The organism is Empedobacter sp. R132-2 (assembly GCF_030324375.1).
Classification (GTDB): domain Bacteria; phylum Bacteroidota; class Bacteroidia; order Flavobacteriales; family Weeksellaceae; genus Empedobacter; species Empedobacter falsenii_B.
The window spans coordinates 33,096-47,559 of record NZ_JACAGG010000005.1; the positions used below are offsets into that span (position 1 = coordinate 33,096).

Annotated in this window: 15 protein-coding genes; 4 read left to right on the top strand and 11 right to left on the bottom strand. The window is 28.5% G+C overall.

The annotated features are described in order from the left end of the window. Nucleotides 1-7: 7 nt before the first annotated feature. Both HXZ69_RS04615 and HXZ69_RS04620 read right to left on the bottom strand, forming a co-directional pair. A complete protein-coding gene (locus HXZ69_RS04615) occupies nucleotides 8-505 on the bottom strand; it encodes a hypothetical protein (protein WP_115001000.1) in 498 nt (165 codons plus the stop codon). Continuing rightward, nucleotides 506-1,495 (bottom strand): LLM class flavin-dependent oxidoreductase, encoded by a 990-nt coding sequence (locus HXZ69_RS04620; protein WP_115001001.1) that lies wholly within the window; start codon nucleotides 1,493-1,495, stop codon nucleotides 506-508. 363 nt (nucleotides 1,496-1,858) lie between these two features. Between HXZ69_RS04620 and HXZ69_RS04625 the strand changes: the two genes are divergently transcribed. Then, on the top strand, nucleotides 1,859-3,571 hold the full coding sequence (locus HXZ69_RS04625; protein WP_286495188.1) for a transcriptional regulator: 1,713 nt from the start codon (nucleotides 1,859-1,861) through the stop codon (nucleotides 3,569-3,571). Between the two features lie 54 nt (nucleotides 3,572-3,625). On the opposite strand, the gene tyrS is transcribed toward HXZ69_RS04625, so the two are convergent. After that, nucleotides 3,626-4,828 (bottom strand): tyrosine--tRNA ligase, encoded by a 1,203-nt coding sequence (tyrS, locus tag HXZ69_RS04630; protein WP_125349288.1) that lies wholly within the window; start codon nucleotides 4,826-4,828, stop codon nucleotides 3,626-3,628. Between the two features lie 301 nt (nucleotides 4,829-5,129). Between tyrS and ybaK the strand changes: the two genes are divergently transcribed. Further along, complete coding sequence (gene ybaK, locus HXZ69_RS04635; protein WP_125349287.1) at nucleotides 5,130-5,621, top strand: Cys-tRNA(Pro) deacylase; 492 nt, start codon at nucleotides 5,130-5,132, stop codon at nucleotides 5,619-5,621. A 1-nt stretch (nucleotide 5,622) separates the two neighbouring features. Here the strand turns inward: ybaK and HXZ69_RS04640 are convergent, their stop codons facing one another. After that, a complete protein-coding gene (locus HXZ69_RS04640) occupies nucleotides 5,623-6,744 on the bottom strand; it encodes a redoxin domain-containing protein (protein WP_038331384.1) in 1,122 nt (373 codons plus the stop codon). A gap of 180 nt (nucleotides 6,745-6,924) precedes the next feature. Here HXZ69_RS04640 and HXZ69_RS04645 point away from each other — a divergent pair, with 180 nt between their 5' ends. Then, nucleotides 6,925-7,695, top strand: a complete 771-nt coding sequence (locus tag HXZ69_RS04645; RefSeq protein ID WP_286495190.1) for a hypothetical protein — start codon at nucleotides 6,925-6,927, stop codon at nucleotides 7,693-7,695. A gap of 291 nt (nucleotides 7,696-7,986) precedes the next feature. On the opposite strand, the gene HXZ69_RS04650 is transcribed toward HXZ69_RS04645, so the two are convergent. The 7 genes from HXZ69_RS04650 to HXZ69_RS04680 all read right to left on the bottom strand — a co-directional run bounded on the left by HXZ69_RS04650 (nucleotide 7,987) and on the right by HXZ69_RS04680 (nucleotide 14,046). Further along, nucleotides 7,987-8,325, bottom strand: a complete 339-nt coding sequence (locus HXZ69_RS04650; RefSeq protein ID WP_286495191.1) for a cysteine-rich CWC family protein — start codon at nucleotides 8,323-8,325, stop codon at nucleotides 7,987-7,989. Nucleotides 8,326-8,599: 274 nt separating this feature from the next. Next, nucleotides 8,600-9,889: a branched-chain amino acid transport system II carrier protein gene (gene brnQ / locus HXZ69_RS04655; RefSeq protein WP_286495192.1), complete on the bottom strand. Its 1,290-nt coding sequence runs from the start codon at nucleotides 9,887-9,889 to the stop codon at nucleotides 8,600-8,602. 325 nt (nucleotides 9,890-10,214) lie between these two features. Then, the gene (locus tag HXZ69_RS04660; RefSeq protein WP_219034339.1) at nucleotides 10,215-10,814 is read right to left on the bottom strand and encodes a hypothetical protein; all 600 of its coding nucleotides are present in this window, start codon (nucleotides 10,812-10,814) and stop codon (nucleotides 10,215-10,217) included. After that, nucleotides 10,796-12,199, bottom strand: a complete 1,404-nt coding sequence (creD, locus tag HXZ69_RS04665) for a cell envelope integrity protein CreD (protein WP_286495193.1) — start codon at nucleotides 12,197-12,199, stop codon at nucleotides 10,796-10,798. The genes HXZ69_RS04660 and creD overlap by 19 nt, the downstream gene beginning before the upstream one ends. Nucleotides 12,200-12,264: 65 nt before the next feature. After that, nucleotides 12,265-12,564 carry a winged helix-turn-helix domain-containing protein gene (locus tag HXZ69_RS04670; RefSeq protein ID WP_038331250.1) on the bottom strand — a complete coding sequence of 100 codons (300 nt, stop codon included), beginning with the start codon at nucleotides 12,562-12,564 and terminating at the stop codon, nucleotides 12,265-12,267. A 9-nt stretch (nucleotides 12,565-12,573) separates the two neighbouring features. After that, nucleotides 12,574-13,206 (bottom strand): hypothetical protein, encoded by a 633-nt coding sequence (locus HXZ69_RS04675; RefSeq protein WP_219034337.1) that lies wholly within the window; start codon nucleotides 13,204-13,206, stop codon nucleotides 12,574-12,576. 120 nt (nucleotides 13,207-13,326) lie between these two features. Continuing rightward, on the bottom strand, nucleotides 13,327-14,046 hold the full coding sequence (locus HXZ69_RS04680; protein WP_286495195.1) for a 3-ketoacyl-ACP reductase: 720 nt from the start codon (nucleotides 14,044-14,046) through the stop codon (nucleotides 13,327-13,329). Nucleotides 14,047-14,275: 229 nt separating this feature from the next. Here HXZ69_RS04680 and HXZ69_RS04685 point away from each other — a divergent pair, with 229 nt between their 5' ends. After that, nucleotides 14,276-14,461: a DUF1294 domain-containing protein gene (locus tag HXZ69_RS04685; protein ID WP_409410630.1), complete on the top strand. Its 186-nt coding sequence runs from the start codon at nucleotides 14,276-14,278 to the stop codon at nucleotides 14,459-14,461. The last annotated feature ends 3 nt before the right edge of the window (nucleotides 14,462-14,464 follow it).

Consider the following 14,464-nt stretch of genomic DNA (forward strand, 5'->3'; position numbering starts at 1 on the left):
AATATAACTAAGAATGATTGATTTTGGGTTGTTTTCTTTTATTTTTGATTGAACCTAAAAATTCGTTTCCGACAATCAAATACAAAAGAATTTGACCAATAATCGCCGCAATAAAATAAGGATGACCTTTTTGTAAAACAATCTCAGCACTTTGCAGCAAAGGAATTGTCCAAAAATAAGTGGAAACAATTACTAAAAGCAACGCATTAAGCCTAAAAATCCAGATTTTATTCATTTTATATGTTCCGAAATGGATAAATAAAGCGCCCAAAAAAGTATAAGCCAATACCTCAAAAAATTCATTCAGCACAAATTGTTCTCTAAATAAGCCAAAAATATCTTTGTGACTTACAAACAAAAATTCTTCAGGAACAAGATAACTCCAATGGTTTGCAATAAAAAATAAAACAAGATTTAGCATCAAAACAATCGTCAATTGATCTTTGAATTGATCAACAAACATTGAATAATACTTGAACTTTGAGATTGATTTCTTTGATTTCATTTAACGAAATAATTCACTTACAATTTGATACGATTTTCGTTTTGCTTTTTGATCAAAAACATTCGTAGAAACCATAATTTCATCAATTTTAGATTCAAAAATAAATTCATCTAAACTCTGCGCCAAAGCACCTTTACTTCCAATAAAAGACAAAGCTGTCATTCCTTTTAGCATATATTTTTGCTCAGGCGAAGCCAATTCTAATTGTGTTTTTTCGGGTGGAACAATTGGTTGGCGTTTATCGGTAATAATATTCAAAAATCCTTGGTACATCGACATCGATAAATAATGCGCTTCTTCGTCTGTATTCGCCGCAATTACATTGACACAAGCAATCGTATAAGGTTCTTGCAAAAATTCTGAAGGTTGAAATTGAGAACGATAAATCTCTACCGCATTATAAAATTGTTGTGGCGCAAAATGCCCCGCAAATGCATAAGGTAAACCTAATTTAGCCGCCAAAAAAGCCGAATCTGTACTTGATCCCAAAATATAAATCGGCACATTTGCTCCTTCTCCAGGAATCGCACGCACTTTACTTTCTTTATTATCTAAACTAAAATAGTTTTGTAGATTTTTGATTTCAGCTTCGAAATCGTAATTCATAAAATTATCTCCTCTACGCAAAATAGAAGCTGTTAATTGATCAGTTCCTGGCGCACGACCTAAACCTAAATCGATACGATTTGGATAAAGCGCATCCAAAGTCCCAAATTGTTCTGCAACTGATAAAGCAGTATGATTAGGTAGCATTATTCCTCCCGAACCAACTTTAATTCTTGAAGTTCCATTTGCTACATAGCCTATTAATAAAGAAGTTGCCGCGCTCGCTACATTCTGCATATTATGATGTTCAGATAACCAATAACGGCTATACCCTATTTCGTCTACAAATTTTGCGTTATCTAACGTGTTTTTGAACGTTTGATTTAATGTATCTCCTTCTCTTACATAAGCCAAATCCAACACTGAGTAGTTTATTTTTCTCATCCGTTCTTTTCTAATTAAAATATTAAACTAAATTACAAAGAAAAAAATTCAAAAAAAATTCCCCCATAACATACATTATGGAGGAGATAATTTTGTAATTGGATTTATAAATAGGTTTAAGTAGTTGAAGAGTCTAAAATTTTTAATTAATAGTTTGATGATAGATTAGTAATCTTTCGAGATACTTAATTCAAAAATAGATAATAAAAAAAATAAATACTCAATTTAGAGGGGGGACAACTGGGGGGACATTTCATATTCATCTAAATATCAATACTTTGAAAATGAAGTAAAACATAAAAATAATTCAATTTTTTGTTAAGATTTACAATTTTTTCGGTCTATATTTGAAAAAATAATATATTGAAAGTTTCTATTTTTTTTACGCTCCTACTCTTTCCTTTTTTATTTTTATCATCATTTAGTTCTATTAGTAAAAATGATGAACGTATTCTTATTGAAAAAATCATCGAACAGAATAAAAATGTGACAGATACTATTCAATTGCAAAATAATTTCAAGAAATTAGATATCTCATCAACTTCTTTTTTATCAAAAAGTCTAAAATCAATTTATCAAGTTTATTTAGCTAATCTCTATGCACAAACCAACGATAAATTAAACAAAAAAAGTAATTCGTTATTTGAGTCTGCATTAAAAGTTTCAAAAAATGTTAACTCACCAGAATTACAAATTTGGGTGAATACACAATATGGGTATTACTATTATAATTTTAGCCAATATCAAAATGCTTATCCATATTTTATGGAAGCATCAAAACTTCTCGACTTAACAAAAGATGAGGATATTTTTTCTAAAAGTGATGTTTACAAAAAGAATGCATTCTACTTTATGAATGTAAAAGAATTTGATAAAAGTGAAAAATATCTTTTGTTAGCTTTAAAATATACCAACAAAAAAGACCACGAATATGGAACAATTCTGAATGCGATTGGTCATGTTTTTATGAATAAAAATAATATTAATAAAGCAAATAATTACTTCGAATTAACAAAAGAATATGCAATTCAAAATAAGGACGAAATTCGATATGCAAAAGCTTTAGGTGATATTGCCTCTATAAATATTCTCAACAAACAGTACGATTTAGCGATTGATAATTTGAAAAAAGATATTGAAATTTCTAAAAAATTAAAAAACGCTCGAAATTTAATGTACGCTAATATTCAATTGGGAAAATTGTACTTGCAATTAAATCGAATTGATGATGCTAAAATAATTTTGAATGAAGCAAAAGAATATGCTTCTCAGAAAATTTATTTGAACAGTTTTGAATATGACATTTATAAAATCTTATTAGAAATTGCTGTAAAAAACAATAATATCAATGAGGAGTTAATTAGCCGAAGAAAACTAGATGAATTGGAGTTAGAGTTGCAAAAAACTGATGGCCAAAATGTGATTAATGAAATTAATTGGAAAATTCAACAAGATAATTTCAACTTTAAATTTGAAGCAGAAAAAGCAGAACAAGAGAAAACAACCATCCTAAAAAATGCATTATTTCTTATTTCTTTTCTATTAATCATTATCATTTTATTTGTAATAATTTCTTATCGTCGAAAAATAAAAATACAAAATTCTACATACGATAATAAAATATTATCTATTCAAAATGAAAAACTTAAATCTGAAAATAAATTAAATAAAACTGCTCAAACTTTAGAATCTTATAAAACTTATTTGTCTGAAAAGAATAAACAAATAGTTACATTAAAAAATGAAATCAATTCTATTTCCAATTCAAGTACCATAAACAAAGAAAAACAATATAATGAATTAGTTAATCTCTTAGATTCGCATTTAATGACAGACGAAAGTTGGGGAAATTTCAAAAATATTTTTGCTCATGAACAAAACGATTTTGTAAAATATCTTTCTCAAAATTTTCCATCTTTAACCGAATCTAATTTGAGAACTATTTATTTGTTAAAATTAGGCTTGAACAATTTAGAAATTTCGCAAATCTTAGGAATTTCGGCTGATTCAGTCAAAAAAGCGAAACAACGCTTAAAAAAGAAATATAAAAATTTTGATCAAATTTTTCAAGATTAAGAAAATAGGAGATAAAAAAGATGATTTACTAAATAGTAAATCATCTTTTCACTATTACTTCAACTCGAAGAAATCTCGTTTTCCTATTTTAATTTTAGTTTCGGTTTTTAATTCAAAATCATCAAAAGCATCCATTTTTTTCTCTCCATTAATTTGTACTGCACCGCTTTCTATCAAACGTCTGATTGCATTTCTCGATAAATCTTTCTTTAATTGATGACAAACATCTAACAATGTAATATTATCATTCTCAAAGTTTAAAGAACTAATTTTAACAACTTCGAAAACTCTATTTTCATCATTTCTTTTCTGAAATTGATTGTTAAAAAATTCTTCTGCTTGTTCAGCTTCATTTACAGAATGGTATTGAATAATAATATTTTTTGCAACTAATTTCTTAATTAACATTGGATTATCTGTTTTTAATCGCTCATTCAAATTCATTTTTTCTTCAATAGAAAAATCCGTTGCTAACGCAATATATTCTTCTAATAAATCATCTGGAATAGACATTGTTTTCCCAAACATTTCATTTGGTTCATCCGTCAAACCAATAATATTATTCAACGATTTACTCATCTTTTCTTTTCCATCGGTTCCTCTCAAAAGTGGCATACACATTACAATCTGAGCAGCTTCTCCATTGGTTTCTTGCAATTGTCGTCCCATTGTACAATTAAATAATTGATCCGTTCCTCCCATTTCGATATCAGCACTTATCTGAACAGAATCGTATGCTTGTAAAATCGGGTAAACCAACTCATGCATTGCAATCGGCGTATTTTCGGTGAAGCGTTTATTAAAATCATTTCGATGCATCAGTTGTGCAACCGTAACTTTTGACAACAACTGAATAATATCCGAAAAAGGTAAATGATCTAACCAGTCTGAATTAAACACAATTTCAGCCTTATTCACATCAATAATTTTTGACAATTGATTAATGTAGGTTTCCGCATTGTTCTGAACTTGTTCTGCATTCAGCGGTTGACGACTTTTATTTTTTCCTGTTGGATCTCCAATCTGAGCTGTAAAACTCCCAACCAAAATAACTATTTGATGTCCCAAATCTTGAAATTCTTTCAATTTCTTCAATACAACGGCGTGACCAAGATGTAAATCTGGTGCGGTAGGATCAAAACCTAATTTGATTCGTAATGGTCGATTTTCTTTTTCAGCTAATTTTAATTTTTCTTCCAATCCATTTTCTGGTAAAAAAATAGCTACATTTTCCTTTAAACTTTTTAAATTTTCCATGATTTTTTTTAAATAAAAAAAGCCCGAGCAAAACTGCTCGGGCTTGTAGATTATGATTAAATTTTTGACGTACAAAATTAATACGAAGTATACACATAGTCTACCCGAGCAAATATTGTACGATAATAAGTGCTAAAAAACGGTAAACGTAATATGTGTTGCAAAAACTTCATTTATAATGCAAAGGTAAGAATAGTTTTGAGAATAGAAATTTTCGTTCAAAAAATTATCTTAGACAATAATTCTATAGAAAAACCTTTATAAAAGTTTTTCGTAATAACTTTGTGTAAATTATTATAGAATGAGCAATAAAACTGCTAAAACAAATGTAGTACGAATTTTAGACACACACAATATTTCGTACGAATTGCGCGAATATGAAGTTGATGAAGAACATATTGATGCTTTGCATGTTGCAAATTCATTGAACGTAAATCCGGAAGGAATTTATAAAACTTTGGTTTTGAAAGGAAATATAGAACCATTTTTAGTTGCCGTAATTCCTGCAAACACACATCTTGATATGAAAAAATTTGCGAAAATTTCTGGTAATAAAAACTGCGAAATGCTTCCTTTGAAAGATTTGCTGAATGTTACAGGTTATATTCGTGGTGGTTGCTCACCTATCGGAATGAAAAAGCAATTTCCTACTTACATAGAAGAACTGGCTGTTTTGCAAGATCAGATTTGTATTAGTGCAGGAAAAAGAGGTTTACAAATTATTCTAAACCCCGAAGATTTAAGAAATTTGATTGAGGCTAAATTTGAAGATATTACACAATTTGATTCATAATTTATTTACTATTCAGAATGATTTTTTCTAAAATAGTTGGAAATTTTGCTTCATCTTCAAACGTCAAATCTGGATTTGCATACACAATAATTCCATTTTTATCAATCACATAAGTTGCTCTATTATTGTAACCTAAACGATTATAAGAATTATACATCAACGAAATTGCATAATTCTCATCATTCAAATACGTAATATTATTTGTTCGCAAAGCTGATTTCCATAATTCTAACAACGGATTTGTAGAACTAGAAACTGCGTAATTTTTTACATTTTGTAACAATGGATTATGATCGATTAATTGAATTTGAGCAGCACAAGTCATTGCTGCTTTCGTATCAATTGACGTAAAATCAGGCAAAATTTGTCCACTAAACGCCGCAGGATAAAACGTTAAAACTTTAAAAGTCGATTTATCATTCAAAAATTTATCTGTCGAATTAGTCTTATAATTCGGTCCATTCAAAATAAAATCTGGTGCTTTATCACCAACCTTCAAGGTTTTATTTTCTGTGATATTTACTTCTATGTTATCGATTTTAGACGTTCTTTTAATCAATCTTTCCAAAGGTTTCAGATGTTCGCCTTGCGCACGATAATCATTATCTCGCATCAAAATTTTATTGTTTTGATCCACTAGAAAAAGAATCGAACTTTCTACTAAAACATTGTTAGAATTTGACGTTGGAATTATACTCGAAATTGAATTTTGCTTAAAAGGTTTCAACCCTATTGCATTGTAAATTTTTCCAACTTCATCATAAATTACCTTCGTTCCATCCAACTTATTTTGATTAGTCGTTTCATTAAAAGCAAACGTTTGCTGCGGTTCTTTACTCCATTTATTATCTTCATTTACAATATAAATCACATCAATTTTTGGTGGATTTTGAGACGAAAATGCCAAATTCTTCACAAAATAATAATTCAGCGAAGTTGTCATCATGCTCGCATACGGATTCGTTTTGTATAAACTTGGCGTAAATACAATAATTTTAAAGTTTGAAGATTGATTGATATTTTCAATTTTATTAATCGGAAACTGAGCGCCAACATTCAAATTTTGAGCTTTTGTAAAACAAAAACCACATATAATTAGTACTATCGAATAGATTCGTAACATAAAACGTTTATTTTAAATAAACTAATAAAAACTACCACAAGATAACTAAAATTCTACTTTCTCAAAAAAACTATTCATTAAATTCTCATTAGAATTGACGATTAACTTTTGAAATTATCAAGTTTTTTTTGCAGTAAATCAGTTACCTTTGTGTTGATTTTTAATTTAAAATTTACACAAATGGAATTCAATGTTAGCAATGCTTTGAAACAATTAAATAATGATTATTCAGAAGATAAGGCGTCAGAAATTATCGAAAATCTATTGTATAATTCAACTGATTTTTCTGATGAAGACCATGAAATAATCGATCAATTGGGTGATAAATTTCTACGAATTGCTGCACAAATTTTTGTGGAAGATTTGGCGTATGATTTCAATACTTTGGTGAATTATTGGGAAGCTTTTATTGGACAATTAACAGAAGAACAATCTCAAAACTTATTGAATTTCGCTATTGAACAAACAGATACAGAATTTGTAGAAGATTTTATTATTGGATACCGAAAATTTTATTCAAATCCCAAAGAAAGTATTACATTTTTCAATAAACTGAATGAAGACGAATTTTACGAAATTAAATTCTTCAAAGCACGTTGTTATGAGGTTTTAGGTGAAAATGAAAAAGCTGTGGAAGCTTATAATAGTTACTTAAATTCTGCACATTTCAAAAAAGAAGAAAATGCTGAACAAGCTGCTGTAAACGAGTTTTATATTAGTCATAGCATTGCGCCTTTGTTAGTGAGCATGAAAAAATATGATGAAGCCAAAACTTACTTTGATCGTGTTTTAGGAAATATCGATTTCGAAGATTATTTAGCTAATTTTGAAGGTTCTAATCAACAAGAAATCAAAAGTTTCTTAGAGGATTATGTAACAACTTTGGAAGAAACTGAAGATAAAACAACTGCTGAAAAAATTTCAAAAAAAATAATGCAATATTTTTCTTAGAATTACAACATTCGGAAATGTAGTATTGATTTTTTAGCAAATATTCATAAATAGGTAAATTTAATATTTTCTTAACATTAATATAAATTCTATCTATTTGAGTATAAAAAAATAAATATAAATTTATTTATCAAATTAAGAAATCTACCTACCTTTGTACCATAAATAATTTATTCATAGTTGTTAAGGATAATGAAGTTGATTTTCTGAAGAAGAATATCCTTAATCAAATAGAGTTTTTTTATAGTATTTTTAGGTTGGTTAGTGGTTCAATGTAAGTTGAACCATTTTTTATTTCTTATAACCATAAGCACAATGTCTGCAACCATTTTGGCAACATTTTCCTTTCTGATAATGGAAAAATTCTGTAAAAACCCAATACCCATTTTCGATATAATAATGTATATGAGGAACAAACTCCGAAGGCATTGTTGGATGTGGATATTCTTGATCTAATTCTACAAAATAATTCAGTTTTTCTATACAAGAATTACACAAACATTTGTAATGCGTTTTCTTCAAAAACTCTTTTATTTCATCTTTTATAACAATTGTAGTACAAGCACAATTCGAAATACCATCTACCTTACACTCCATTGTTTCGTTACAACGCGAACAATTTTCGATCATTTTTTTGGATTATTTTTTTGATTTTTCAAAATACGAAAAATTCATAAACTTATCTTAAATCATGTGATTGAAATTCTCTATAACCATCATAAATAAATAGTTATAAATTAATTCTATCTAGACATAAAAGAAATCATTTAAGAATAATAGATTTAAAGTCAAAACTTTAAGAAATTTGTAAAAGAATAAAAGATAGACATTATCATTATTCAATTAGTGTTTTTATAGTAGTTTTGATTGGTTAAAATCCTCGGAATAATTTTCCGAGGATTTTTTATTTTCTTAATCTATCAACTAATAAACCAATTACAAAACCGATAATCGAAGGTGCAATCCAACCTAAATCGTATTCGAAAAATGGAATTTTATTCAGATTTTCTATAGTCGATTCATCTAACTTTCCTAATAATTTCAATAATCCTAAAATTGCGATGATTGTAGACGCTATTAATGCAAAAATATAAGGAGTTTTGCTTTTAATTGTTTTTCCAAACAACACTATATAAATAACTAACGTGATTGTAATTGGATATACGAAAGCCAAAGGTGGATATGCAAAATTAATAATTTCGTCTACACCTTTTATTGATAAACCAAACGATATTACTGTACATAAAATCACTAAAGCAGTGTAACTTACTTTTCCATTTGTTAAACGTCCAAAAAATGTACCTACCGCAGATGTTAATGCGATTGAAGTGGTAAGACAAGCAAACGCCATACATAACGCAATTGCAATTAACCCATACTGTCCTAATGTATTTCGAGAGATTTCTATTAATAATTCTGCACGAGAAATTTCTGGATTTGTAATTCCAGAAGTAGCACCTAAATAAATCAATCCACCATATACAAATAACAAACAAGTTGTAGACAATAAACCTGATATAATTACAATTTGAGATTTACTTTTTGTATCAGTATACCCTTTATCTCGTGCTGCTGAAATAATAATTCCAGCAAAAATAACAGAAGCCAAAACGTCTAATGTTTGATAACCTTCTATAAAACCTTTCGAAAAAGATTGCATCATCGTTAAGTCTGAAGGTAAGAAATCAGCGGTTGGGTATATAATTCCAATGACTATTAATAAGGTCAATAAAATCAATAATACTGGTGTTAAATAATTTCCAATAACGTCTACCACTTTTGAGGGACGAATCGCTAAAATAAGTGTTACTGCAAAAAATAGTAACGATCCCCACATCGGATCCAATGTTGGAAAAAATGGTTTTAATCCCACTTCGAATGTTGTTGCGGCAGTACGAGGAATCGCAATTAACGGTCCGATACAAATCATAATAATTGTACCTAAAATAGCCGCCAAATGTTTGTTCACACGATGCCCTAAATCATTAAAATTATCACCCGAAAAAACAACAGATAAAATACCAGTAAATGGCAATAAAATACCAGTTAACCCAAATGCTATCATCGCGACGAAATAATTTGAACCCACTTCTAATCCTATCAAAGGAGGTAAAAGAAGGTTTCCTGCACCAAAAAACATCGCAAACAACGCAAATCCAAGTGTTAATACATTGGTTAACTTTTTACTTTTCATATATTTAATAATTCTATCTGTTTTAAAAAACGGTTCGCAAATTACTACAATTGCATTTTCAAGCCTTAAACTTAGTAGAATTATTCGATAATCACACAGCTAATTTATAAATTTGACAGATTTGAATAATAATTTTTATATTTATCAGATTTTAAACTTTATATATTATGAATGTTTTAATCATCGATATCATCAAATCTTAATTGATTTGAAATTTTATCTAAAGTGATAATTCGATTCGTTGGTGTATAACCTTCTCCTTTTGGCTGAAAATATTGAATATCTATCTTCATAGTTTCAAAGTAAACATTCATAACAAAAATTTTTAAGCTTTTAATTTTAAAATTTTTGTAATAATATTTATGAGGTAAATATTAAACATCATAAAACAGATTGATATTGAAGGATACTCAAAAACAGCGAAAAGTATTATAATCAAACTAAAAAATAGTATTAAAACTACCGCTAAAAAAATCGAAAAATAATTAAGATAATTAAAACCTATCGTTTCTTCATCATCAAAATTAGTGTAGAATATTGCTGCAAAAAAATCGACTATAATTAAAAGAAACAATAAATAACCTAAAAGCGGCAAATAAAAACTTAAATCATGAAATCCTCGAATAATTGTTACATCCAAAACAAAAGCTACTGGAATACAAAGCCATGTAATGTTGGTCCAAACAAATATTTGTCCAGAATTAGAGAAAATTTTTCCTAAAAACAACTCCGAAATCTTATCAATTTTCAAATAAAATGACATTGCAAATAAGCAAATCACAAGCTCTAAAATAAGAATAGAAAAGCTGAAAATTGTATCATTATTTTTAATCACAATATCCGTAAAGGAAATTGCCATCAGTACAAGACCGATGACAAAAATCCCAAAAAATAAGTGTGCAAATGTTATTTTGTTTTGTTCCATTCGATGTTTTTTGAATAGTACATTAGGATTGCAACAATGATAAATAATCCTATACTTCCTACTAATAACGCGTGTTCTTTGAGTTGTAAAACACTGTAAATAAATGTGTATAATAAAATTAACATTAATGTAATTTTGAATGTGAAACCAAATGATTTTAGGAAAGAATTGACAAAAAATGTAATCAATAAAATAGTTGCACCAGATGAAATAAAGTAAGCAATATCAAATCCTAAATATTCTGACAACGATAACAATAACACAAAATTGACACAGATTGCAAATCCAACTAACGCATATTGTACCAAGTGAATGTTGAAATTATTTCGGCTTTCGATAAAGAAAAATGCTACAAATGTTAATCCAATGAACAGAATCGCATATTTTGTCGAACGATATGTTTTGTCATAATGATCGTTCATCTGCAAGAAATTAACGCCAAAACTATAATCAGAAAAGTTAGAAGCGTCTTGCCAAATCTGTCCTTGCAAAGGATTTTGTTGATAAATAGACCATTTTACATTTGTTTTTCCATTCTTCGTTTCGGGATCAGAATTAGGTAAAAAATTTCCATCATATTTCAAATCTTTCCAATTTGTAGCCAAATCAACTTTTGTATTAATCGCAGATGGAATGATATTCAACATTTGAGAACCTTTCATCACCAAATTGATTGAAACTTGATTAAAATCGAATGTAGAAGGATCTATTTTTTGAGACATCATTTGCACAGGCATCACTTTTTTAGTGGTACTCACTTGTTCCAAATATTCTCCATTTTCTACTCTAACTTCTGGTTGAATAGTAATTGTAGAAGTTATATTATCCATATTCAATGGATAATTTTTGTTGTTAGATTGTACAATTACTTTGTTCTCATATCCTTTAGAATCAGAGATTCCAAAAACAATTTTAGTCGAAACTACATTTTCTGCACTTACTTCCACTTCATTAAGCATATCGCTATAATTCTTAAATTTCGAATTGATATTCAGTTTCGAATTGTAAACTACTGCTTCATAAATACTACGACTTTTTAACTGCGTATCAATCGTTCCATTTATATTTAAATCATTAGCAGAAATATACTTTTTCACTTGTTGCTTCACAACTTTTCCTTGTCCATCATTTACATTTTCCATGTAAGTAACCTCGATAAAAGGACCATAAATCGTCTGTTTCCCACTCCATTTATCTGAAATTTCGGTAATTACTTTTTCCTTGTTTCCTTGTCGTTCTTCAATTAAATTTAATATGAACGGAATCGGAATTAAAAGTCCTAAAACTAAAAGACATACCAAAAATCCTTTTATCATTGTTTTGTTTTGTGAATAAACTGATTGATTTTCAGGTTGATATTCATTTTTTAAATCATTGTTTTCCATAAGTTTGAATTTTATTATTTATTTTAAAAAGTACTTTGTTTTTCAAAGTTTAAATGCAAAAAAAATTATTTTATATTCTTTATTAATTTTTCAAGATAGTTCAAATGCTCCTGAAAAGCTTGTTTTCCAAGTGCTGTTATCGAATAAGTTGTATTCGTTTTTCGACCTATAAATCCTTTGTGTACAGTAATATAATCGTTTTCTTCTAGGTTTTTTAAGTGCGAAGCCAAGTTACCATCAGTCAAATCTAAAAAGTCTTTCAAATCCTTAAAAGAAATTTCTTCATTCATGACCAAAGCACTCATAATTCCCACACGAATACGATTATCAAAGACTTTGTTTAATTTATTAAGATTAAAATCCATGTTGCAAATTTAAGCTTTGTAATCATATTTTCGTACCATCCAAATCCCAAAAATTAGATGTAAAAGCCCGAAACCGATAAACCAAAACAATAAACCATTGAAAATAAAATAGAAAGCCAATAACCCTAAAAATATTTCGCACATTGCCAAATATTTTATTTCTACAATTGTGTCACGTTCTACCGTATACAAAGCTAAGCCGTAAAACAAAAGCGTTGCTGGAGCTACATAAGCAAAACTAAAATTATTGATAAAAATCAAACTTACTATTCCTCCAACGATTAAAACAAAAAGAAATTTACGCAATATTCGTTTTGTAACTGGATTTATAAATTTAACGTCATCTTTTGTCGATTTTCTGGTCATAAAAAAGAAACCTCCAATACATGCAACCATTAAAGTTACAATTCCTAAAATGAATAATTTAATTTCTAAATTATTCATTAAAATAGGTGTCAATGTTCCTCTATAATTTACTTGAAGTGCATCTTGTAGAATCAAAACATAAGCGATAAAAGCAGAAATCATTCCCACTACTCCAACCCAAACACCACTCCATCCACTAATACTTGTGAATTTTGATGTGCGTTGCATCATTGATTTGATTTCGTTTAAACTTTCTACAGGATTATTTGTGCTCATATTAAAAGTACTTTGCAATTCAAAGTTAATATAAAAAATGATTCTGCAAAATATTTTTTCAAAAAAAATCCAATTTCTAAATGAAATTGGATTTTATAAATATGATTAATTAATCAATTTTTAAGGATTTGTAGACCACAAAGAAGCTGATGCCAACATTGCGCGTTTATCTAATTTTAATAAATCGACAATTAATTGAGCAAAATCTTCAGGCTGAAGCACTTTTTCTGGATTTCCGTCTGTGATTTTCAACACATCTTTTGACATCTCAGATGCAATTGTACTTGGAGTTAAAGTCGTAACACGAATGTTTTTCTTTCTTAATTCGAACATTAATGATTCTGATAAACTTATCAATCCCGCTTTTGAAGCTGAATAAGCAGAAGTTACTGCGTTTCCTTTTAATCCTGCAGTTGAAGATACATTGATAATATCACCACTTCCTAACTCTACCATCGAAGGAATTACAGCTTTAGAAACATAATATGGTCCAAATAAATTGGTACGCACAATCTCTTCCCAATCATTTTCTGGCATTTCCAAAAAACTTCCGAAAGCCGCAATACCGGCATTATTAATCAAAATATCAAACGCTCCAAAACTCTCAATTAATCGTTCAAGTTGCATTTTCACTTCAACTTTTTCAGCTACATTAAAAATCGAATAATCCGCTTTTACTCCAAAACTTTTGATCTCTTCTACAGTTTCTTCTAATGTCTTTGTATTTCGTCCTGTCACAGCTACATTAACACCTTCTTTAGCCAATGCCAAAGCAACAGCTTTTCCTAAACCTCTACTACCTCCTGTGACTAAAGCATTTTTCCCTTTTAAATCTTGCATAATTATTTTATAAATAGAATTTTACAATTTATTTTTTGAAGATTTTTTATGATTTTGAAGTACAAAGATAAACAACATAGATTTCTAGGAAAAATATTTTTTATCTACCTAATTATAAGTATTTTTACTACTTAATCACACACTGAATGGATAAATATTTATTTTTTACTCTACTCCTTATCAACGTCCTCTCTTTTTTTTTATTTAAAATAGATAAAAAAACTCAATTATTGGTAAAAGACGTGTATCTGAATTAGCACTTTGTTTTGTGACTTTGATTGGTGGAACAATTGGTTCTCTTATGTCAATGCAGATTTATCGTCATAAAATAAGAAAAAAGTCTTTTATTTTTAAAATAGTAATGATTATAGCAATACAATGTAGTTTATTAATTTTTTTAGTTGATCGAATTTAATTG

What these genes read in the sequence shown, in the direction of transcription:
- tyrS (WP_125349288.1), bottom strand. Translation starts at nt 4,828, where the DNA reads ATGGAAAATTTAAAAAGTTTAAAGGAAAATGTAGCTATTTTTTTACCA.
- HXZ69_RS04670 (WP_038331250.1), bottom strand. Translation starts at nt 12,564, where the DNA reads ATGGATTTTAATCTTAATAAATTAAACAAAGTCTTTGATAATCGTATT.
- HXZ69_RS04615 (WP_115001000.1), bottom strand. Translation starts at nt 505, where the DNA reads ATGAAATCAAAGAAATCAATCTCAAAGTTCAAGTATTATTCAATGTTT.
- HXZ69_RS04645 (WP_286495190.1), top strand. Translation starts at nt 6,925, where the DNA reads ATGGAATTCAATGTTAGCAATGCTTTGAAACAATTAAATAATGATTAT.
- HXZ69_RS04675 (WP_219034337.1), bottom strand. Translation starts at nt 13,206, where the DNA reads ATGAGCACAAATAATCCTGTAGAAAGTTTAAACGAAATCAAATCAATG.
- HXZ69_RS04680 (WP_286495195.1), bottom strand. Translation starts at nt 14,046, where the DNA reads ATGCAAGATTTAAAAGGGAAAAATGCTTTAGTCACAGGAGGTAGTAGA.
- HXZ69_RS04640 (WP_038331384.1), bottom strand. Translation starts at nt 6,744, where the DNA reads ATGTTACGAATCTATTCGATAGTACTAATTATATGTGGTTTTTGTTTT.
- HXZ69_RS04660 (WP_219034339.1), bottom strand. Translation starts at nt 10,814, where the DNA reads ATGGAACAAAACAAAATAACATTTGCACACTTATTTTTTGGGATTTTT.
- ybaK (WP_125349287.1), top strand. Translation starts at nt 5,130, where the DNA reads ATGAGCAATAAAACTGCTAAAACAAATGTAGTACGAATTTTAGACACA.
- creD (WP_286495193.1), bottom strand. Translation starts at nt 12,199, where the DNA reads ATGGAAAACAATGATTTAAAAAATGAATATCAACCTGAAAATCAATCA.
- brnQ (WP_286495192.1), bottom strand. Translation starts at nt 9,889, where the DNA reads ATGAAAAGTAAAAAGTTAACCAATGTATTAACACTTGGATTTGCGTTG.
- HXZ69_RS04620 (WP_115001001.1), bottom strand. Translation starts at nt 1,495, where the DNA reads ATGAGAAAAATAAACTACTCAGTGTTGGATTTGGCTTATGTAAGAGAA.
- HXZ69_RS04650 (WP_286495191.1), bottom strand. Translation starts at nt 8,325, where the DNA reads ATGATCGAAAATTGTTCGCGTTGTAACGAAACAATGGAGTGTAAGGTA.